This window comes from Nitrospirota bacterium (assembly GCA_016212215.1).
Lineage (GTDB): Bacteria > Nitrospirota > 9FT-COMBO-42-15 > HDB-SIOI813 > HDB-SIOI813 > JACRGV01.
On the sequence record JACRGV010000064.1, the window covers coordinates 41,098 to 62,326 of the forward strand.

Consider the following 21,229-nt stretch of genomic DNA (forward strand, 5'->3'; position numbering starts at 1 on the left):
TAATTTTGTCGTGTTACTATTTCCTATGTCCTCTTCAACTTATGAGACACAGGTTGCCAAGGTTGCCAAGATTAAACAATGTGTTGCTGTTAAGGAACGGCTTAACAATGATGGTGTGTATATTAATTGGCGTATCTCACCTGAGCCTTTCTTAATAAAAAAAGAAGAACTATCCTTTATTGAATCTCTCGGTAGTTATTTTTACCAATTCTACAAGGCGTCAAACAAATTATATTATGAAAGTATTGCCGGAATTCAACCGTCATGGGTCGCAGGATATTTAGACCAGGGAAAGCCCCAGTCCCTTGTTGAATATGCCCGCATGAACAGGATGAGGGGGCTATTGCCTGCTGTAATCAGACCTGACATTATATTGACAGAGGATGGAATGATAGTTTCAGAGCTGGATTCTGTTCCAGGAGGTATAGGGAAAACCGGTGCCATGGGGATAGCCTATTCGACGATAATGGGTGATGATGTTGCAGGCGGGGCAGATGGCATGGTGACAGGTTTTATGAATATGCTCAAAACCGCCTCCCGTAATCATGCCCCTGTTATTGCAATTGTTGTCTCTGAAGAGTCCGGCGAATATAGCAGTGAGATGGAATGGGTCGCAAAAGAGATAAGGGAAAGAGGGGGGAAGGCATTTTGCCTAAGGCCGGAGGAGGTTGTATTTACTGAGGATGGGTTATTCTTAGAGAATACCCCCCCAAGCCCCCCCTTCGTAAGGGGGGGAATTTCAATAAATAATCCCCCTTTAGAAAAGGGGGGTGAGGGGGAATTTGATTCCCTGCTAAAGATAGACATAATTTACAGATTCTTTGAACTCTTTGACCTGAAAAATATCCCCAAAACCGAACTAATGATGTATAGTGCTAAGAAGCGAAAGGTCGCAGTGACGCCGCCGTTTAAGCACATTCTTGAAGAGAAACTTCTTTATGCCCTTTTTCATCACCCGGTATTAAAAGGCTATTGGGTAAAGGAACTGGGAGAAGATGCTTATGAAACTTTGCATAGAATTTTCCCTGCAACATGGATACTTGACCCGGCTGAGATGCCGCCTTATGGTGTAATACCGGACCTTAAAATAGGTGCAAGGCAGGTATCTAAGTGGGAAGAACTTACAGATACAACTCAGACTGAGAGGGAGTATGTTATAAAACCTTCCGGTTTTTCTGAACTTGCATGGGGCAGCAGAGGGGTTGTCGCCGGCCATGATATATCAAAGGAGGAGTGGGGAACTGCTTTAAGAAATGCACTTGGTGAGTTTCATAAGACCCCGCACATCCTTCAGAAATTTCACAGGGGAAGGCATGTTGATGTAAGATACCTGGATGAAAAACCCCACCCTCACCTTAATCCTCTCCCTGAGGGAGAGGAAATTTCCCTCCCCTTCAAGGGTAGGGGCAGGGAGGGGATGGGGTTGTATTCTGGTGAGCTAAGAAACATGAAAGGCCGCGTCCGTCTTTGTCCTTATTATTTTGTAGAAGGAGAAGAAGTTAATATGAGGGGCATAATGGCAACAGTGTGTAGTCTTGAAAAGAAACTGATACACGGAATGGAGGATGCGGTGATAACGGCAGTGAATAGTGATTAGTGATTGGTGAATGGTGAGAACAAAAGAAAATAAGAAAAATTCCCTCCCCTTCAAGGGGAGGGTTAGGGTGGGGATGGGGTTCGGATGAAGGTATTTTTTGAGAGAGAGGGTGACAGAATATAATGGAACAGTGGCAGAACATTCTTAAAAAAAGCCTTATCAGGGCTGAACAGGTTTCTGAAGAGTTTGACCTTGACAAAGGGAAGATGGAAACAGTGACTTCAGAATATCCTGTGAGGATTAATCCTTATTTCAAATCCTTGATAAGAGAAAAAGACGACCCTATTTACAAACAGGTTGTGCCTGATGAGCTGGAAGTACATGATGATACAGGGATAGTTGACCCGCTTAATGAAGAAGGGGACAGCCCTGTGCCGTCAGTCGTCCATCGTTATGAAGACAGGGCACTGCTTATGGTTACACACCAATGTCCTGTTTATTGCAGATTCTGCACAAGGAAGAGATTTGTTGGGAAGGAACCAATATCAAGAGACATGGTTCGGAGAGGGATTGATTATATAAGGGAACATCAGGAGATAAAGGATGTGATTCTTTCAGGAGGGGACCCGTTACTGCTTAAAGATAAAGAGCTTGAGGAGATATTGAAAAGCCTGAAAGAGATACAGCATCTTGATGTAATCAGGATAGGTACAAGGACACCGGGCGCACTGCCTCAGCGTATTACACAAAAACTCTGCAGGATGCTGAAGAAATATCATCCATTATACATGAATATCAATTTCATACATCCGCGTGAGATAACAGATGAGGTAGCAATAGCCTGCGGCAGACTGGCTGATGCCGGAATCCCGATGGGTAGCCAGACAGTTCTTCTCAAGGGAATAAATGATGACCCAAAGACCATAAAAGAACTCATGCAAAAACTACTTGCAATCAGGGTCAAGCCGTATTATCTTTATCAGTGCGATTTGACAAAGGGTACGGAGCATTTGCGGACATCTGTTGAGTGTGGTTTGAATATTATGAAAGAATTGCAGGGGAGAATATCCGGAATGGCAATACCTAAGTTTGTGATTGACCTTCCTGGCGGCGGCGGGAAAGTCCCTATACTGCCGCGTGATTTTGTTCTGGAAATAAATGATGAAGAAGTGATTCTGAAAAATTTTGAAGACAAGGTATTTCGTTATCCGCAGGCAGGTTGTTTTACTGCCGATTGTTATGGGGTGGGGTGTGATTGATTTTAAAGGTAATGGGACAATACCTGTACAGGTTCTGAAACAACTTGTAAGCGAAGGGGTTATTAAATCCGGCATACCGGTAATTGAAAAGCAGTATCAGCCGTCAAGCATTGATTTAAGGCTCGGCAATAAGGCATACAGGGTGAGGAGCAGTTTTCTTCCCCAGCGTAAGAATGTAGACGAACTCCTCAATGAGCTTTTTATGTACGAGGTGGATCTGGATGAAAATGGTATTCTCGACAAGAAGAATGTGTATATTATTCCTTTGATGGAAGAATTGCATCTGCCTTGTGAGCTAAACGGCAAGACAAATCCTAAAAGTACAACCGGCAGACTGGATGTATTTACAAGGGTTATTACTGACAAAGGGTACAGGTTTGATGAAATAGAACATGGGTATTCAGGAAAACTATACCTCGAAGTATTTCCGAGGTCCTTTACAGTAAAGGTTAAGACAGGACAGAGCCTTAATCAGTTGCGTTTATTTTGTGATCGTCAGCAGGTAGAAGATGCGGAATTAAAGAATTTATATAATGCAAATGTACTGTTGTTCGGCGATGATGGTGTGCAGATAGCCCCTGATTCTGCTATTATCAGGGATGGTTTATATATGAGGGTAGACCTTAAAGGACACACAAGTAACGGGATAATAGGATTTAAGGCTAAAAGGAACAGTTCCATTATTGATCTCAGTAAGGTTGGTGAGTATCTTGCATCAGATTATTGGGAGCCGGTACATGCACCAAAGGAAGGGTTTTACATATTAGAACCTGAAGAATTTTATATCTTTGCCTCAAAAGAAAAGGTACGTGTGCCTGTTGAGTATGCAGCAGAGATGATAGAATTTGACGCCGGTTCAGGTGAGTTGAGGACACATTATGCCGGTTTCTTTGACAGCGGATTCGGATACGGATATGGCGAGGTGCAGGGGACACGTTCTGTGCTTGAGGTAAGACCCCATGACGTACCTTTCAGGATCGAAGACGGGCAGGTGTTTTTTAAGATACGATACGAGAAGATGAGTGAGAAACCTAATACAACTTACGGCGCCGGCATCGGCTCCAACTATTATGCACAGGAGTTGGCGTTAAGTAAGCATTTTAAGAATGATTTCTTTTAGTGGACGCTGAAAAACGCCCAAATCCAATTCCCCCTCCCTTGACGGGAGGGGGTAGGGGGAGGGTGAGCATAGATGCATTTAGAATCAACAGGAGGTAGGTAATGTTAAAGATTGTACGTGAACTGGCAGTGGATAATCCTTGGGTGTTGAAGATAATCATGGGTGTTATTGCCATTACCTTTGTTATTACAATGGGATGGTGGGGTATTAAACAACCTAAGGAAAATGTAGTTGTAATAGTTAATGGGCATAACATTAAGGTGCAGGACTACAGAAGGGCATATAACAGGACAGTAGAGTATTACAGAGATGCATTTAAAGATAAGTTTGATGCAGACATGCTTGAAAAGATGAACGTTAAGGACAAGGTTGTGGAAGACCTCGTTAAAAGGGAGTTGTGGCTTGATGCTGCAAATGGACTTGGTCTGATGGTCAGTGATGGAGAACTGAGAGACAATATAATGAAGATGACTGTTTTCCACAAAGACGGAAGATTCAGCAGTACACTGTACGAGAGGCTACTTGCCTCCAACCGTATGAAGGCAGGGGACTTTGAAGCATTACAGCGCAGTGAACTTCTTATAGAAAAGATGAAAAGGATTGTAAAGGATTCAGTGCAGGTTACAGATGATGAGGTAAATGAAGCATACCCTCTTTCAGCCGCCGGTAAACCATCAACATCAGCCAAGTCCCCAACAGTTACAGAGCGGCCGGCGGAAGAGATGAGCAGACTAAAAAAATTCATGCAATTCCAGAAACAGGAAAAGGCCGTCATGGCTTATGCCAACGCCATGCGCTCCGCCGCAAAGATAAACGTGAAGAAAGAGTTGTTGTAATTTAACTTTTCTGCCTTCAACCGAAAATACCTCCGGCGGGGTTGGAAAACCCTGCCTATCCATTTCTATGAGGATAGGCGGGACATTCCTGTCCCGCTGATTTTCATGTCCCTTTGTAAGCCAAAGGCTCATGCGAGTTCATCCGAAAATCAACCCCATCCCCACCCTACCCCTCCCCTTGAAGGGGAGGGAATCAACATAGCCCCCTCTCCCTCAGGGAGAGGGTGAGGGTGGGGTTTTCATTGCCCTTTGTGAACCCCCGGCTCATGCGAGTTCATCCTAAAACCCTTTCTAACTTCTTGCCTCTGGCCTCTTGCTTTTCACATCTTACTTCTAACATCTCTCTTTCAACCCGTATTCCTCATCCCTGCCGCTATACAGCTTATAGTGAGTAGTACGGAATCGGAGAGTTCTTGCCGTTTTTCTTCTGTATGCCCTTCTTCTCTGAGCTGTTTAAGCAGGTTTACCTGAAGGTAGTTTATAGGATCAATAAAGGGATTGCGGAGACTTATTGAGCGTTGCAGTACAGGATCATTGTCAAGCAATTTCTTTTGACCGGTTATAAGAAGGATCATCTCCGTTGAAAGGTCAAATTCTTTCTTTAATATACCGAATATTTTTTCTCTTACATTATTATCAGTTACAAGGGTAGAATATAGATGCGAGATGTTCATATCTGTCTTTGCCATTGTCATCTGAATGTTATCAAGCAGATTCTCAAAGAACGGCCACTTACGGTACATCTCCTTTAAGATATTTGTGTTGATTTCAGGGGATTGGTCAATGAAACTTTTTAATGCAGATCCAATCGGATACCAGGCAACAAAAAGGTGCCTGTTCTGTGTCCAACTGAATATCCAGGGTATAGCCCTCAGGTCATCTATCTTTTCTGTTCCCCGCCTCCTTGCAGGTCTTGAACCTATCTTTGCAAGTCCTATCTCATTGACAGGTGCGGCATAAGTGAAGTATGTATAAAAATCAGGGTCATCAATAAGTTCTCTGTATGTTCTGTATGATATGTCAGACAGCTCATCAAATACAGGTGAATAAATTTTTTCGAGGGATAGCAGTTCTGAACGGTATTCAGGGGCACTAGCCTCAACAACACCGGCAATCATTAGTTCAAGGTTATGTAAAGCCGTACCTTGATTAGCATATTTGGAGGAGATAACCTCTCCCTGTTCTGTAATCTTTATGTTTCCTCGTACAGTTCCGGGCGGCTGGGCAAGGATTGCCTTGTGTGTCGGTCCTCCCCCGCGTCCGACAGTCCCTCCACGTCCGTGAAATAATCTTAGCTTTATACCATGTGACTGTGCAGTATTCCACAACCTGTTCTGTACCTTATACAGTTCCCAGCTTGACGTAATAATTCCGCCGTCTTTACTACTATCTGAATAGCCAAGCATAATCTCCTGGGTATTATCTCTATAACTCAGATATTGTTTGTAAACAGGAAGGGAAAACAGCCCGTCAATAATTTCACAAGATCGCTGTAAATCATCTATGGTTTCAAAGAGGGGGACTATGTCAATGCCTTGGGAAATTTCCTCTCCCTCAGGGAGAGGATTAAGGTGAGGGTGGGGTGTCCTCATGGACGTTTCAGTCATAACTCTGTAAAGCCCCGCCTCTTTCGCAAGCAGCAGTACGGCGAGGATATCGCTTATATTATGTGTCATGCTTATAATATAACTGCCTACTGCCTCTGGGCTTATGTTTTCCCTTGCCCACCTGATAACCCTGAAGGTTTCAAAGGTATTTCTGGATTCTGCTGATAGTTCCATGTCTTCTAATATAGGGAATATCAGCGGCCGCGGATTTTTAATCTCCTCCGCTAATATAAGAATTTTTTCATCTTCAGATAGCGTCATGAAATTACGGTATAAGGAGAGCCGCTCAAATATTTCATTTATTGTAATTAGATGTCTGGAAGATTCTTCCCTGATATCCAGTTTTGCAAGGTGAAAGCCGAAGACCTCGACCCTGTTAATCATTCCTGAAATATCAATTTCTGCAGTCCTTGCCCCCTTATTTAAGGTGAGGCTCCTGCGTATAATCTGGAGATCATTTAATAATTCTGTCGGGTTGTGATACGGCTTTTGCCCATCCGAAGCCTGCCTTGTTTCTTCTATCCGTATCTTCATAAAAGACAGCTTCTGTCTGTATGGTTCATAAGGGTTTCTGTTGAATATCTTCCGGCCTGTCTCAGGCATGTCCCTCGCGTCTTTTTCAAGGGAGGATAATAATTCTTCCGAAACATTGGTTTTTGTTGTTGACTGACTCAGGTTTCCGATGAGTTCCTGAATTGACTGTATATACAAAGAGAGTATGCAGTCTTTTTGTGTGGAGAGTGTCCATTTTGTTAGTCCTGGTGTGACATTTGGATTACCGTCTCTGTCTCCGCCAATCCATGAACCGAATCTAAGTATTGCCGGTATCGAAAGTGTCTCTGCATTTGCATCAGGGTAAAACCTGATTAAATGCATTTTCAGTAAACGGTATATTGTTGGGATAGCATCGTAGAATGTCTCACGGAAATAATAGAGACCGTTTGACACCTCTTCCTCTACAGTAGGCCTTTCAAGGAATATGTCACCTGTCTGCCATAACTTCTGGATCTCATTTATTATGTCCTCTCTCAGGAGTGCTTTTTCTTCGGGTGTCCAGATAGGGTTTTCTTTCTTGAATATAGTGAGGTATATCTTCCTGTATTTCTTGAGTATGGTAAGCCGCTTTGCCTCTGTAGGGTGGGCGGTCATTACAGGTTCAATGGAAAGTTTTTCTATAAGGCTGATCAGGGTCTTAATATCTATACCGTTTTCCCTTAGCCTAAAAAGACATTCATCAAAAGAACCCTTCACAATACCATCATGCCTCTGAATATCCCTCCGCTCCTGCATACCGAAGTTTTCTTCAGCAGTATTAAGGAGGTAGAAGTAGAGTGCAAATGCCTGAATCAGCTTTGATGATATTGATAGGTCAAGGTGTTCTGCCTTATGAAGGAGGCGTGTCTCTATCAAAGGGTCATACTGATATTTAATCTTCTTACATGCACTCCTGAACTCCTCAACTAACCTGAGAAGACCCTCCCCTTCCTGATTGAGAATAACCTCATCAAGCGCCTCCTCAAGATACTGTATATCCGCCTGCAGCCGGCTGTCATCAAAAGGACGATTCATAATGTTTCCGACTATAGCAAAATTCTTGTTATTATGAAAGGCTTTTAACCTTTGTTGTCACATTGCCTATAACCTTAAACTTTGCTACTATATACCATATTTAACCGACCATATTTGAGGAGTATGACAATATGACCCCACCTGTCAGGACAGAGAAGACCAATACTGAGGCACTGGGCCTTGAGATTTTAAGCGAGATAAGCAGGATTGCCCATTCTACGCTTGACCTAAAAGAGCGGCTTAACATAATAGTGAATAAGACCTCTGAGAAAATGGTTACTGATTGCTGTTATATATCGCTGCTTGACAGGGAAGAGAAACACCTTATCCTGAAGGCTGCAAGGGGCTTGAATCCCCGCTCTGTTGACAAGGTTATGCTGCATGTCGGTGAGGGCATAAACGGCTGGGTTGCACGGGAAAAGATGCCTGTTGCCCTAAGGGATGCTTATCTTGACCCGCGTTATAAATACATACCGTCAACCGGTGAGGAGAAGTTTAAATCTTTTCTGGCAGTTCCAATCATTGTTCAGGAACGTTGTATCGGTGTGCTTACTGTTCAGACAATTGAACCAAAAGATTACAGTGAAGATGATGTAACGCTGCTTACGACGATTGCCCGTGAGGTTGGGGGGATTATAAGAAATGCCCAATTATATGAGGGCATTAACAGCCGTCTCCTTGAATTGACTGCCTTGTATGAAGTTGGGCAGGCGCTGACATCTACCCTTGACCTTGAGACACTGCTTAACCTGATAATAAAAAACAGTGTGGGTGTAACGAAGTCAAAGGGCGGGGTTCTCAGACTACTTGACCCGGAGACCGGCAGGCTTGTTGTTAAGGCATATTGTATGCCGGAAGAAGACGCTGCAAAACTTACAGACCTCGATAAAGGTGAGGGGATAGCAGGGAAGATTTTAGAAACCGGGAACCCTGTATTGATTTCAGATATTGTTTCCGAACCGGATGTTATTGGGATAAGCAGGATAGCCATGGGTTGTGTAATGGGTGTACCGCTAAAAGTGAAGGATAATATTATCGGGACAATTACACTATATGACAAGATTAATGAAACCGGTGAAGAGACTACTACATTTACCGATGAAGACCTTCAGCTTCTGTCAACACTTGCGAGCCAGGCATCTATGGCCATTGAGAATGCGAAGCTCTACCAGCAGACCTTAAAAAGTGCAAGGGAGATGGAAACCCTCTTTTCCCTTTCCAAGGGCCTGACATCCATTCTTGACCTCCATTTTGTCCTTGATTCAATCCTCAGGATGACATGCGACCTCCTCGGCGGCAGTTTCGGGATACTTACATTATTTGATGAAAAGACACAGGAACTCGTTGCCAAGTCTGTTTATGGTGCCAACCCTGCCATATCACTTAATCTCAGGTTTAAGCTCGGTGAAGGTACCACAGGCTGGATAGGCGAGCACAAAGAGGGCCTTATGCTTGATACAATGGATGAGACCGATAAAAAGATCGCAATCATTCCTATAAGAAATCTAATCGGCGCCCCTCTGATAGTAAAAGACCGGCTGATAGGAACTATAGAAATAGCAAACAAGATCTCTGCTGCTCAATTTTATTCATCAGACATGATGTTTCTTTCAACCTTTGCAGGCCAGGCATCTATTGCAATCGAGAATGCAGACCTTTATGAAAGGGCTACAACGCTTGCGGATGAGAATCTTAAAAGGGCTACTGAACTATCAATCCTGCATGAGATTAGCAGTACCCTTGCCACTACACTCGACAAAGACAGGCTGCTTCATATAATACTTACCGGTGTAACAATCGGAGGGGGGTTGGGATTTAACAGGGCGATACTTTTCTTACTGAATGAAAAGGAGAATGTGCTGAAAGGTGTTCTTGGGGTCGGCCCTGATAGTGAAGAAGATGCCCACCGTATGTGGAGCATGGCGCCTGCTACCGGAAGTCTGAGGGAGCGGATATTGAGTGACAATGACATGATGATCCACAAGGACTCAAATATAAATAAACTGGCAACAAGCCTTATAGTACCTATAAACGGCGGTACGAGTGTTTTGGCCAGAACTGTTCTTGATAAACATGGATATATAATACAAGATGCCATGAACGATACCCGGACATTGCCGTCACTTAGGGATACGATTAAGACAGAGAGCTTTGCAACTGCCCCTTTGATAGCTAAGGGAAATGTTATAGGAGTGGTTTTTGTTGACAACTATTTTACAAAGAAACCTATCACAGAAGAAGATATGCGGTTTCTGACCATGTTTACCAATCAGGCAGGCCTTGCCATTGAAAATGCTATGATCTATTCAAATCTGGATGAGACCAATAAAAGTCTGCGTGAGGCACAGGAAAGACTTATACAGCAAGAGAGGATGGCAGCGCTCGGAGAGATGGCAACCAGTATAGCCCATGAAATACGAAACCCGCTCGTGTCAATTGGAGGATTTGCAAGGAGGCTGAAAGACAAGCCGGACATGGATGGCCAGTCAAAAAAGTACTCTGAGATTATCTATTCTGAAGTTAATCGTCTGGAGAGGATTCTCCATGAGATATTAGCCTTTGCAAGAGAGGCGCCGCCTGCATTTATTTCTACAGATATAAACAGGGTCATTGAAGATGCACTGGTGCTTTGTAAAGAGAACTTGTCTTCAAAAAATATTCATATCAGTTTAGAACTATACAGGGACCCCCCGCTAATTTCAGCAGACCCTCAGCAGTTAAAACAGGTTTTCATCAATCTGTTTGCAAATGCTGAACAGGCTATGGAGGGGAGGGGTGGTACTCTTTCAGTAACTACTCATCTATCTGACCGGTTGCCCTTAGATATTCTTATAGAAATCAGTAACAGTGGTCCGGGAATCCCACAGGAGATAATGGCAAATATATTTAATCCTTTTTTTACTACGAAATCTTCAGGAACAGGTCTCGGACTTGCCATTGTACACAGAATAATAAAAAGTCATAACGGCGGCATAAGTGTTAAGAACCGGCCTGATGAGGGTGTCTCATTTCTGATAAGATTACCGGTTGAAATAAGATAACATACCGTCGGTATGTTATCTTCACTGGACCCCTTGAATCCTCCGCCCCCTTTATTATCTCTTAGGCTTCGAATGGCATCTTGTGCAGTTAGAAAGCGGGAATGCCACTACACCGTGACATCTTCCGCAGAATTGACCTTCTTCTATCTTTTTCATTGTAATTTTGTTTGCCCCGGCCTGCATTATAAATATCTTAGGGTGACAGTTATTGCATGCCAGCCATTGTGTATGAGGATAATGTGGGTATATTACATCAGGAAGGTCACCTTTTACCCTGAAGGTAATATCAAGGTCAATTACCGGCGTAGGAGGTTTTTTCGGGTCTAATGACTCAAGCGGTTTTATGATACCCTGCCGTAAAGCCTTAACCCAGTCAACATTTCCTGCATTATCCTTGGGCAAAATCTGTAATGGAATTGCCTGAGGCTGTTTGGCAGAGTCCTGTTGTGCCTTGGGGGTTTGGGGGGGTTGTTGTGTATAGGTCTTTGTCGGTGAAATAACCAATAAGAAAAAAGATAATAAGACTATTAAGAGCGGAAATCGGGATAACCATTTTGTTGCCATCGTAAATATTAACTATTTCGCTTGTCCCTGCTCTTCAACAATTACAGCCCCCATCATAACGTAGTGAATATAACAGAAATAAGGATATTCACCCGCTTTAGTAAACTCATGACTCCATGATTTTCCTGGCGGGATAGGTGTTGTAAATAATTCTTTATCATTTGTCCCTTTTCCAGGAATGCTGGCTATCGGGTGCGACCGTTCATCTTCATTAATCCATTTAACAGTCTCACCCACCTTTATTTTGAGCAAGGCGGGGTCAAATTTATCTGCTGCTTTTGGAATGTGTACTTCATATACAACCGGTTTTTTTTCACTATCCTCAGCATATACATGTTGTACTGAAAAAAAACCGGCAAATATTATGCAGATAATTAATACCCATTTAAACCTATACATGGGATTTAATCCCTTCATACAAACAATGAGGTTACGGTTATATTTATCTCGCTGCCTCTTTTGCCTTTACATGACACCTTGTACAATCCGAAAGCGGGAAGGCAACTCTGTTATGGCATCTTCCGCAGTATTGACCATTTGATATTTTTGCCATTGTCATATCCGGATTACCGCCGGCTTTCATCTGGAATATCTGGGTATGACAATTCGTACAAGTAAGCCATAAGGTATGTACATAATGAGGGAAAACAACATCATTCATGAAGTTACTTTTTGTATGAACTACAATGTCAAGGTTAAAAGGCGGTGCCGGATAAGCGCCCGGTTCAAGAGAATCAAGTGGTTTTACCAGACCGTTCTTTATGGCAGTTGCCCAGTCAACCAGACCAAATTTGTCTTTAGGGAGTTTTGAAAGCTCCATTGCTGCCGGATGCTGTGCCTGACCTGCTTTGTATGCTAAATCAGCAAATCCTGACGGGTCTCCTGTACCTGCGACAACTCCACGTGAGCTTAAATAGATGAGGAGTGATGGGTCAATATTCTTTGACTGTTCAGCTAATACTGCCGAAGTTTGCGGCGCTGCTGATGGAGCAGGAGCAGTTACCGGGGCTGGGGCCGGTTCAGCTTGCGTAGATGAAGGAGCAGGTGCTGCTTCAGCCGGTGCGGGTTCAGCCGCAGGTGCCGGTTTTTCAGTGGGTGCAGCCTCAGTTACTGCGGGCGGTGCCTCTACTGCAACAGCATCTTCTTTAACCCCCTTCGTACTTGTACATGCACCAATTAACAGGATAACTAACCCCACCAACAGGGTAGACAAAAAGAACCTGAATTTATATTTGCCATCCATCATAATCCCCCCTATGTATAACCTTAACTATTAAAAAAGACTGTTAATCTTAAATTCCGTTTACTTTAGAAATTCCCTTGCACCCGGAATAACAACTGTACTTGTCCCTGAATGGCATCTGTCACAATAAAGAGGCGCCCATGCAATCCTCCCGTTATGACATCTTCCGCAGTATTCACCCTGTATTATCTTCTGCATATTTATATCATTTGAACCCTGTCTCATAATGAAGATGTCTTCATGGCACACCTTACATTTAAATCTGATCCTGTGAAACCAGTGAGGGAATATAACCGGCGGCATACCTGCCTGCTCTGCATATCTGTTTAAGGTAAGGTCAGCATATTCTGCCTGCGTTGGCGTCAGCTCAACAAAGCTGAAAGCGGTAAGTACTAATGCTACTAATGATAAGACGATAATAACTTTTTTCATTGGTCACCACCCCTCAATAAATTAAAAGAGTTAAAATATACTTAATAAATTTTTTCTATGTTTTTTTATAAGGTGAAGAGGTAAATAACATATCCAATAATTTTTGTCAACAAAAAAAACTGGACAACTATTAAAAAAAATAAAAAATTATGGTTTATGATTTATTTTATTGATAATGCTTGACTCTTAAATTAGGAAGAATAAAATATGTAAGTTCATAATATAACGAAATAATGTGGAGATTATAATTATGCCAAAGAAAGATATCAGGGATATGACGGACAAAGAAATTATTATTAAATTAAAAAACCTCGGTATACTTATTTCTGTTGAAGATTTTAAGGGAGAGGCGTTAAAGGCAGGGTCGCCTACTGACCTTGCAGATTACTGGAAGGTTCTTTTTGGGATACGAAATTCAAATGAGGAATTTCTATATGATGCTACCTTTGAACTATGGAGGAGGCATCTTAGCGATGTAAAGTGTCCGGAGATGCTGGCATTATTCATTGATGAAACTGTAAATATGTACGTTGATAAACCTTATGAACACGACCGTTTTTCCATATTGAATATTTATGAAAGGATAAAGGATTTTTATCAGGGTTTGATTAAAGAAGATGGAATGCCTGACGTTGACCTATATAACCGCCTGACACTCCTTTCCTATAATGACTTTGAGGCATTTCTGATAAATATTCCTTTTCAGCTTGCCCGTCAGGGATTCGTGGATGAAGCAGTAAATGTCGGCAGGTGGTTCGGGGAGTTATCAAGTCAGCCTGAAAATTTTCTGAGGGATACGGGATGTATCCTCGCAGAGGCCGGACGGAGGGGTGAGGCTTTATTGCAGATTGATGAAAACTTACTGAGATTTCCAAATGATAATTGGGTTGTAATTAATGCCGGCGACGCAATGTACTCTCTTGGAGAAAAGGAAGGTGCAGAGAAGTTTTATCTGCGTGCCTATAATATAGCAAGGGAGCAGTATGACAAGGCCGGCGTTATTGAGAGGCTAATTGACCTATACAAGGAGCTTGGGTTGACTGACAAGGTAGAAGCGTTTGAAAAAGAATATAACGATATTATGAAATCTTAACCCTAAAAATATAATTAACCGCAGAGTACGCAATTAAATATCCTGATTTGTTGCCGGTGTTTCTCTTGAATATGTAGCTTTATGATTTATCATGCCTTTCGGAACTAACTGGTCTATCTGATTTATAAAACTCCGGCTTTTTTCTTTTGAGTATAGCCGTATGCCGATTGTGTTCATGTGACTGTTTCTGCCGAATCTTAATGGGATTCCTTCCAGTTCCAGCGTCCCTAAAAAAGGTAGCTTCATCATAATATTAATCAATTTTATTCCACGAGCTTCAATACTGAGGGGGTCTAAATAGCCGACAAGGGCACCCTCTTCGCTTATGTTTAAAAGAACCCCGCGTTCTTTGTTGTTGTTGATAAGTATTTCAACAGGGATATTGGCAGGAAACCTTTCATGCATCCTTTTTTCGCTGAATAATGGAATTTTAGCTACAGTGTGGTCAATTGTCTCATCTTCAGTTTCAACTATGGGGATGATTTTAATAGAGTGGTTTTGTTCCAAAATATCTAAACATGAGGAATTTACATTAATTAATTTAATTGGAATACCTTCTTCTATTGAAGAGGTTATTGTCATAACCCCAAGGGAATCTATGGATGACACCTCAGCAAAATTTAATATAACACTTGATATTCCTGACCCGCTAAGGCGTTTAATTTCATTTTTCATCAGGAGTGCCCAGCTTCCGATGATTTTACCGTCTAAGTCAAGAATTGATATACTGCCTATGGTTCTTATTGAAAAAGTTAATTGGTCTTTCATAACATTTTATTACAGGTTGTTACTGCTATCCTCATTAATGCATTTGGTGAGTTAATATAAAATTGGTTTTCTTTCCAAAACTAAATATGTTGAACATATTATTTTATATTAATCTAATCCTGCAATTATTGTGCCTGTTAATTATGAAACAACATAACGCAAAAAAGGTTTAGATTTTGAATGTTGATGCTGTATTTGTAGCCATTTATGTCAGGTATTTTTATGCTTTGTACAACTCAAAGATGAGTGTCCGGGAGGTAATATTATTTATTAAGAAATAATGGTTTTTACTATAGTCTTTTTATAATGTTTGTCAAGTTATTTTTGTATCTCTGTATGGTTCCAGTAGTAGTTAATTTCATCCTGTATTTTTTTTATTGTTTCATCCTGTCTTACAGGAACGAATAGATGACTGAACCTCCCCTGGACAGAAAGATATTCCTCTACAGGTTTTAATTTAGATGGTATATAGGTATGTATTGTTTCCCCAAAAACGGCCTCCTTCAAAGCCCAGATCCCTGTTTCAACAGCAAGCCTTGCTATTTTTGCTGAGTGGGATGGGTCATACAGCCATCCTGTAGGGCATGGGGATAACGCAATAAAAAGCTTTGGCCCCTTGAATTGCATAGATCTTCTGAATTTTTCTGAAAGGTCCACCGGATGCCGGGGAGATATCGTTGCAATATAAGGGGGTTTGTGAGCCCTCCATATTTCAAATATGTCTTTCTTGTGAAATTTTGTACCCATTGGAGATTGTTCATCAGGTATTGATGTTGTTGTCTTTGCCCCCAGTGGTGAGGCACTGGACATCTGCATACCTGTGTTACCATACGCCTCATTATCATAGCAAAAATAGTAAAAGTCTAAATTCCTGTATATTGCTCCGGATGTGGCAGAAAGCGCCATGTCATAGGTTGACCCGTCTCCTGCGAGTACAATGACCTTTAAATCTTCTTCAGGTCTTAATCTTTTTTTTTCTATGAGTATGTCCAATGCGTCCCTTATCCCCTGAGCACCGGCAGGCGCGGAGGCCATGTTTGTGTATAGCCACGAACCTTTGAATGGTGAATATGGGAAGAGGGCAAGAAGTGTGAAACAACCGGCAGCATTTACGAAAACAACATTGTTTCCCAATACCTTGTGGGCGAGCCTGAGGGCTTCGAGTCCCCCGCATCCAGCGCACACAGTCGTACCGGGAAGTATAAATTCATCTCTTGATATATCCTTAATTCGTTTATAGGCTGTATGGTCTGATTGCATGTTAAATTACCGGTTTCCCCGCAACATCAAGCAGGTGTTTCATCTTTGCCCATTCCACATCTGTGTATAAAAGTTGAGTTCCGGGTATATTGCCTGTTAAAGATGCATTGATAGTGTCGTCCAGAATCTTCTGGAATTCCTTCATACTAATATCCTTTCCACCTAATCCGCAAATAAATGAAAGGATAACGGGTTTGTTTGCCTCATTACACATTAAAGCCGCTATCTCTGAATAAAATATACCTCCATAACCAATGGAGATATTCTGATCTATTACTGCTGTACCTTTTCTGTTTTTAAGAATATCCTGAATCTTCTTTGTAGGAAGCGGTCTGACAACTCGTAACCTGAGCAGACCAACCTTGCATCCTATTTCCCTGAACTTCTCAACTGCTGCCTTACCCTTTGTGGCAAAGGTATTACTCATGATAAGGACATATTCTGCATCGTCTAATTTATACTCCTCAACAACTCCATATTTCCGGCCAAAAAGATTATAAAATTCTTCTGCAATCTCCTCATGCACACTCAGGGCATTAAGAGAGGCGAGATGCATCTGGTATTTGAAGTATGAATATATATATCCCCCAAGGACTGCAAGACCCTGTGCCATTGGCCCGGATGCATGAAATGATGCATGATCAGGCTTATACTGCGGCAGGAAATCCTTAACCTTATCTGCATCGGGAATCTCTACCGGTTCCCTTGTAAATGAGAGATAATATCCATCAAGATTTACCAAGACAGGAAGCAAAACCCTCCTGTCTTCTGCTAATTTATATGACATAATTACAGAATCAAGTACCTCCTGACACGTTTCAGTATGAATCTGCAGGAATCCGCAGTCCCTGGCGCTCAGGATATCATTGTGGTCAGGTTCAAGTGTTATTGGGGATGATAAGGCCCTTGATACATTTACCATGACAAGTGGGACACGCCACCCTGCAACAGAATAAAGTACCTCAAAGGCATAGAGCAATCCCTGGCTTGAAGTTGCGGTAAACACACGTGCCCCGGTGGCAGATGCAGCCCCTGCGGCAGTAAGCATAGAGTGTTCAGAGTCCATGGTTACGAACTTTCCTTTCATGGTACCATCTGAATACCATCCGGAGAGCGTTTCTATAATTTCAGTCTGTGGTGTTATTGGAAAGGCAGGCACATAGTCAACATCTGCTAACCTAACCCCCCATGCCGCCGCCGCATTCCCCGTCAATAATTCCCTTGCCAAATTACTAATCCTCTATATTTCTTGCTTCAAACTTCTTACGTCTGTTTTCTATCTGTTACCTGATTACTGCTACCTAACTTCACCATGTCTCTATTTCCCGTTCTACAGTTATCACCTTTACAGGACACTCCTCATAACATATCAAACACCCCTTGCAATGGTCATAATCAATATGAGGATATTCCGACTCATCCAGAGAGATTACACCCTCCGGGCAATACACAAAACATATCCAGCACTTATTACATTTTTCAAGATTAATAACCGGTTTGAATATCCTCCACCCTCCGGTCTTTTTTTCAATAATATTGCCGCTACTAAAGACTGAAGGGCTGCTCATAGTAGGATACTGGTATGGTAAGGTAATGGTTTCTATTGGAGAATCCGGTATATCTTCGCCGTGTTGTATTATAATTGGTGAAAGGATTTCATAACATTTTTCTGCAACTTCCACATTCTTTTCTATTAGTTCTTCAGGCAGATTAATATTTTTTAATTCTTTTATTACGGCGTTTATTAAGTTATCCTTTTGTATAATACCTATTATCCTGCACGCTGCCCCTCCAAGTGCGGCGCTGACCGCAGACCCCTTTCCAATTATTTCAAGACATAATCCGGTTGCATCAATAGTATTAACAATCCCTAAAATACTAAATTTATCTTTTATATCATTGACCATTGTATTTATTATTGTAATGGTTTTTTTAGTCACTCCCTGAAGTGGATTTGCGGCCGGATCATTTATAAGCGATTCATCTGCAATGATGACAATATCCGGTTCTGAAAATATTCCCCGCTCTAATATTCTATCTTTTGATATACGAGTATACGCTGTTATCGGGGCGCCGCGTCTTTCAGCACCATAAACAGGAAAGTCCTGGGCATAGTATCCTTCAAGGAAGGCGGCTGTTCCGGCTATCCTGCCCGCAGTCTTCATGCCGTGTCCGCCTCGTCCGTGAAATCTTATCCGGATCATTTGAATGTTATTACTGGGTATGATTTATATTGGTGCCGGGGGCGGGACTTGAACCCGCACGAACCTTGCGATCCTCGGGATTTTAAGTCCCGTGTGTCTGCCAATTCCACCACCCCGGCATTTCAGGTAAATTTGTTTTTATCCGGCTTAATCCGGTTTTTTTGTTGAGACTACTTTTAACATATCCTTAATTTATATGTCAATCATATAAATTTATGCAGAGAGAAAATTGATTGGAAATTATTTTTTAATGCATTACCAATGCACTACCATCGAAGTTAGCATCATAATTTTTAGTAGGGGATTACCGATATTGCTAAAACCCACAATGTTCCATGTTGCATAAGACACAGATAAATTAATAATTTAAAAAATAGACACTCATAATGAAGGATGCTAAACTAACTCAGCATGATTTTGAACCCCAGTGTTAAACGCATATTTCAGGTAATAACGCTCCTCTTTATCTTTAATTTAGAGAGTGTAGCCTTTTGTAATGAACCCTATCTTAAACCCGAAGAATCTGAGCTTTCCAAAACTCTACAGGCAATTACCGGTCAAGGAAATGATTTACAAATATTGATGAAACCTGATTACGATTTTTCCATGTCTGAAGATGCTACTTTAGCGATGATGCATATTCAGATGAACTGGAATAAGTGGAGTCCTGAATTCAGGGAATCAGCAGGCCGATATTTTCTTGTGAAGCCATCTGTCGTAAAAGGTGATTTAAACAACAGGCCGGTTGATGAAGATTTAAGTTTGAGAATGTCAAAAACTACCAATGTGTTATCAAGGAAATATGTTCGTGAATCACACATACTTCCTAATTGGGTAGAGACTGCAAACTTTAATATAGAATGGGGAAATGGGCTATCTGCTTCTGATTCAGGGACAGACTCAGATAAGATATTAAATTGTTCCAAGAAATCATCCGGAGAGGAATGTAATAGAATCCCTGATATCGTTGGCAAGTGGGTAGAATATTTTGAAGATGCTTGGACTAAGGAAACAAGTCTTGGTTTTGAAAAGCCGGCAGGTACAGGAAATTATTTATATGATGTTTACATTGCCAATTCTCAGGATAATATTACCCCCAATAACGATGATAAGACACCTACTTTAAGTTATAATTACCTTGGATATACGTCTACATATAGCAATGGAGAGAATGGATTGAAGACCGGTATATCTGAATCCAATACGTATATTGTTGTTAATGGTGCTGTTACTGATAAGAATATCATGAAGGCTACTTCAGCACATGAATTTTTTCATGCGATACAGTTCAGCTACCCCAATAATGATGGATGGTTTTTAAAAGAAAATCATTGGTGGATTGAAGCAACTGCAACATGGATGGAGGAAGTGATTCATGATGATGCGAATATTTATTATAACAGGGTACAGAATTGGTTAAGAGCGCCGTGGCTGTCTTTAAAGTATTCAGGGAATAGATACACAGACCATGAATACGGGGATGTGCTTTTTGTTCAGTTTATGACAGAGGTTTACTTAAAAGACATAACATTTGTTAAGTATGTATTGGAGGACCCGGATAGCGGTATAAAGGCTTTTAATAATGTACTTTCAAGTTATTATAAAAAAGGGGATTTTGAATCGGCATTCAAGGAATTTGTTGCATTAAATGCGCTTACTGCATCCGGCATTCAGGAAAAGGGGTATGAAGAGGGTATGCAATATGGAAAAGTTGCAATTGAGAAGATTCATCATATATACCCTGTACTAAAATCTGAAATATACGGGGAACGGGCGCCACAGGAATTAGGTGCAAATTACATACAGTTTATGCCGTCTGATGTTAATGATAATAATCTTATGATTGAGTTTAACGGCACAGATAACAATTGGGCAGCAATGGTTGTTAAAGTAAGGAGTGACGGCAGCGGATTTGAAACAGAGGAGATGACTATTAATTCATTCAACAGGTATGGATGCTTTGTTGTAAATGGTTTTGGAACTATTTACAGTGAGGTATATTTTGTCCCTGTTGTATTGTTAGACTCTGAACTTTTTGATTCCGCATCCTATTATTACAATGCTTCACTTAATAGTGTTTGTAATGTAACAACTAATATACATGGAAATGCTTTTTTGATACATTCTGATACACAGACAGAGGCAACTGCTGAACCCAAAAGTGATAAAAGATGTTTTATAGCAACTGTTGCATTCGGTTCATCAGATTCACCTTATGTTATGGTCCTGAGAAATTTCAGGGATAAATACCTTATTCCTTACAACTTAGGCAGAAAAATTGTGAATACATACTATTCTATAAGTCCTGCAATAGCCGATTTCCTGGAACAACATCCTCCTGCACCGTTTATGGTCAGGATTACTCTCTTTCCAGTCATCGGGATAGTTTACCTATTATTAGTTACATCACTATTTGTAAAAATTGTTCTTATTGTTCTTATTATATGTTTATTCTTATTTTTGAAATATCATAACCATCCGGCTTTCTCCCGTACGAACAATCCACATTTTCCACTTTTTCCTTGACAATAGGTAGTAATATATATTATTTTATCGTTTGCCTTGTATAAGGTATATTCTGCTTTATACGCGGTTCTTTATTAAAGTACAGTAATACAAAGCCGAAAAAGTATAACTTAATTATATTTCTTCAATGATCTTTCCAGAAATAATCGGCTTATAATTTCAATAAAATT

General features: G+C 41.3%; 17 protein-coding genes and 1 tRNA gene. 7 read left to right on the top strand and 11 right to left on the bottom strand.

Going from position 1 to position 21,229, the window contains the following annotated elements; genetic code table 11:
* Positions 1–10 precede the first annotated feature (10 nt).
* The 4 genes from HZA08_05895 to HZA08_05910 all read left to right on the top strand — a co-directional run bounded on the left by HZA08_05895 (position 11) and on the right by HZA08_05910 (position 4,752).
* The gene (locus HZA08_05895; protein ID MBI5192959.1) at positions 11–1,597 is read left to right on the top strand and encodes a hypothetical protein; all 1,587 of its coding nucleotides are present in this window, start codon (positions 11–13) and stop codon (positions 1,595–1,597) included.
* Between the two features lie 122 nt (positions 1,598–1,719).
* Positions 1,720–2,796, top strand: coding sequence for a KamA family radical SAM protein (locus HZA08_05900; protein ID MBI5192960.1), 1,077 nt, complete (start codon positions 1,720–1,722; stop codon positions 2,794–2,796).
* On the top strand, positions 2,777–3,916 hold the full coding sequence (locus HZA08_05905) for a 2'-deoxycytidine 5'-triphosphate deaminase (protein MBI5192961.1): 1,140 nt from the start codon (positions 2,777–2,779) through the stop codon (positions 3,914–3,916). Before HZA08_05900 ends, HZA08_05905 begins: the two co-directional genes overlap by 20 nt.
* Positions 3,917–4,017: 101 nt before the next feature.
* A complete protein-coding gene (locus HZA08_05910; protein MBI5192962.1) occupies positions 4,018–4,752 on the top strand; it encodes a SurA N-terminal domain-containing protein in 735 nt (244 codons plus the stop codon).
* Here HZA08_05910 and HZA08_05915 read toward each other — a convergent pair.
* Together HZA08_05915 and ppc are read right to left on the bottom strand one after the other, a co-directional pair.
* Positions 4,648–4,884, bottom strand: coding sequence for a hypothetical protein (locus tag HZA08_05915; protein MBI5192963.1), 237 nt, complete (start codon positions 4,882–4,884; stop codon positions 4,648–4,650). The two genes, HZA08_05910 and HZA08_05915, sit on opposite strands and share 105 nt — an antisense overlap.
* A gap of 215 nt (positions 4,885–5,099) precedes the next feature.
* Positions 5,100–7,928, bottom strand: a complete 2,829-nt coding sequence (gene ppc / locus HZA08_05920) for a phosphoenolpyruvate carboxylase (protein ID MBI5192964.1) — start codon at positions 7,926–7,928, stop codon at positions 5,100–5,102.
* A gap of 131 nt (positions 7,929–8,059) precedes the next feature.
* On the opposite strand from ppc, the gene HZA08_05925 reads away from it, so the two are divergent.
* Positions 8,060–10,969 (top strand): GAF domain-containing protein, encoded by a 2,910-nt coding sequence (locus HZA08_05925; GenBank protein ID MBI5192965.1) that lies wholly within the window; start codon positions 8,060–8,062, stop codon positions 10,967–10,969.
* Between the two features lie 54 nt (positions 10,970–11,023).
* Here the strand turns inward: HZA08_05925 and HZA08_05930 are convergent, their stop codons facing one another.
* Genes HZA08_05930 through HZA08_05945 form a run of 4 tightly spaced genes read right to left on the bottom strand, consistent with a single transcriptional unit; the run spans position 11,024 to position 13,208 of the window.
* Positions 11,024–11,533 (bottom strand): cytochrome c3 family protein, encoded by a 510-nt coding sequence (locus HZA08_05930; GenBank protein MBI5192966.1) that lies wholly within the window; start codon positions 11,531–11,533, stop codon positions 11,024–11,026.
* A gap of 12 nt (positions 11,534–11,545) precedes the next feature.
* Positions 11,546–11,932, bottom strand: coding sequence for a cupredoxin domain-containing protein (locus HZA08_05935; protein ID MBI5192967.1), 387 nt, complete (start codon positions 11,930–11,932; stop codon positions 11,546–11,548).
* A gap of 43 nt (positions 11,933–11,975) precedes the next feature.
* On the bottom strand, positions 11,976–12,779 hold the full coding sequence (locus HZA08_05940; protein MBI5192968.1) for a hypothetical protein: 804 nt from the start codon (positions 12,777–12,779) through the stop codon (positions 11,976–11,978).
* Positions 12,780–12,836: 57 nt separating this feature from the next.
* Complete coding sequence (locus HZA08_05945; GenBank protein ID MBI5192969.1) at positions 12,837–13,208, bottom strand: hypothetical protein; 372 nt, start codon at positions 13,206–13,208, stop codon at positions 12,837–12,839.
* 250 nt (positions 13,209–13,458) lie between these two features.
* On the opposite strand from HZA08_05945, the gene HZA08_05950 reads away from it, so the two are divergent.
* Entirely contained in the window at positions 13,459–14,301 is an 843-nt protein-coding gene (locus tag HZA08_05950; protein ID MBI5192970.1) for a hypothetical protein, read from the top strand.
* Between the two features lie 33 nt (positions 14,302–14,334).
* On the opposite strand, the gene HZA08_05955 is transcribed toward HZA08_05950, so the two are convergent.
* The 5 genes from HZA08_05955 to HZA08_05975 form a co-directional block, all read right to left on the bottom strand.
* Positions 14,335–15,069: an STAS domain-containing protein gene (locus tag HZA08_05955; GenBank protein ID MBI5192971.1), complete on the bottom strand. Its 735-nt coding sequence runs from the start codon at positions 15,067–15,069 to the stop codon at positions 14,335–14,337.
* Positions 15,070–15,387: 318 nt separating this feature from the next.
* Positions 15,388–16,329: a pyruvate synthase gene (locus HZA08_05960; protein MBI5192972.1), complete on the bottom strand. Its 942-nt coding sequence runs from the start codon at positions 16,327–16,329 to the stop codon at positions 15,388–15,390.
* A 1-nt stretch (position 16,330) separates the two neighbouring features.
* On the bottom strand, positions 16,331–17,557 hold the full coding sequence (locus HZA08_05965) for a pyruvate synthase (GenBank protein ID MBI5192973.1): 1,227 nt from the start codon (positions 17,555–17,557) through the stop codon (positions 16,331–16,333).
* 79 nt (positions 17,558–17,636) lie between these two features.
* A complete protein-coding gene (locus HZA08_05970; GenBank protein MBI5192974.1) occupies positions 17,637–18,533 on the bottom strand; it encodes a 2-oxoacid:acceptor oxidoreductase family protein in 897 nt (298 codons plus the stop codon).
* 30 nt (positions 18,534–18,563) lie between these two features.
* Positions 18,564–18,652 (bottom strand) — tRNA-Leu (locus tag HZA08_05975).
* 292 nt (positions 18,653–18,944) lie between these two features.
* Here HZA08_05975 and HZA08_05980 point away from each other — a divergent pair.
* Positions 18,945–21,059, top strand: a complete 2,115-nt coding sequence (locus HZA08_05980; protein ID MBI5192975.1) for a hypothetical protein — start codon at positions 18,945–18,947, stop codon at positions 21,057–21,059.
* Positions 21,060–21,229 lie beyond the last annotated feature (170 nt).

Excerpts from the sequence above, each read along its gene's own strand:
- HZA08_05935 (MBI5192967.1), bottom strand. The coding sequence starts at position 11,932 with ATGTATAGGTTTAAATGGGTATTAATTATCTGCATAATATTTGCCGGT.
- HZA08_05915 (MBI5192963.1), bottom strand. The coding sequence starts at position 4,884 with ATGAGCCTTTGGCTTACAAAGGGACATGAAAATCAGCGGGACAGGAAT.
- HZA08_05925 (MBI5192965.1), top strand. The coding sequence starts at position 8,060 with ATGACCCCACCTGTCAGGACAGAGAAGACCAATACTGAGGCACTGGGC.
- HZA08_05950 (MBI5192970.1), top strand. The coding sequence starts at position 13,459 with ATGCCAAAGAAAGATATCAGGGATATGACGGACAAAGAAATTATTATT.
- HZA08_05960 (MBI5192972.1), bottom strand. The coding sequence starts at position 16,329 with ATGCAATCAGACCATACAGCCTATAAACGAATTAAGGATATATCAAGA.
- HZA08_05940 (MBI5192968.1), bottom strand. The coding sequence starts at position 12,779 with ATGATGGATGGCAAATATAAATTCAGGTTCTTTTTGTCTACCCTGTTG.
- HZA08_05900 (MBI5192960.1), top strand. The coding sequence starts at position 1,720 with ATGGAACAGTGGCAGAACATTCTTAAAAAAAGCCTTATCAGGGCTGAA.
- HZA08_05910 (MBI5192962.1), top strand. The coding sequence starts at position 4,018 with ATGTTAAAGATTGTACGTGAACTGGCAGTGGATAATCCTTGGGTGTTG.
- ppc (MBI5192964.1), bottom strand. The coding sequence starts at position 7,928 with ATGAATCGTCCTTTTGATGACAGCCGGCTGCAGGCGGATATACAGTAT.
- HZA08_05955 (MBI5192971.1), bottom strand. The coding sequence starts at position 15,069 with ATGAAAGACCAATTAACTTTTTCAATAAGAACCATAGGCAGTATATCA.
- HZA08_05905 (MBI5192961.1), top strand. The coding sequence starts at position 2,777 with ATGGGGTGGGGTGTGATTGATTTTAAAGGTAATGGGACAATACCTGTA.
- HZA08_05945 (MBI5192969.1), bottom strand. The coding sequence starts at position 13,208 with ATGAAAAAAGTTATTATCGTCTTATCATTAGTAGCATTAGTACTTACC.
- HZA08_05980 (MBI5192975.1), top strand. The coding sequence starts at position 18,945 with ATGATTTTGAACCCCAGTGTTAAACGCATATTTCAGGTAATAACGCTC.
- HZA08_05930 (MBI5192966.1), bottom strand. The coding sequence starts at position 11,533 with ATGGCAACAAAATGGTTATCCCGATTTCCGCTCTTAATAGTCTTATTA.
- HZA08_05970 (MBI5192974.1), bottom strand. The coding sequence starts at position 18,533 with ATGATCCGGATAAGATTTCACGGACGAGGCGGACACGGCATGAAGACT.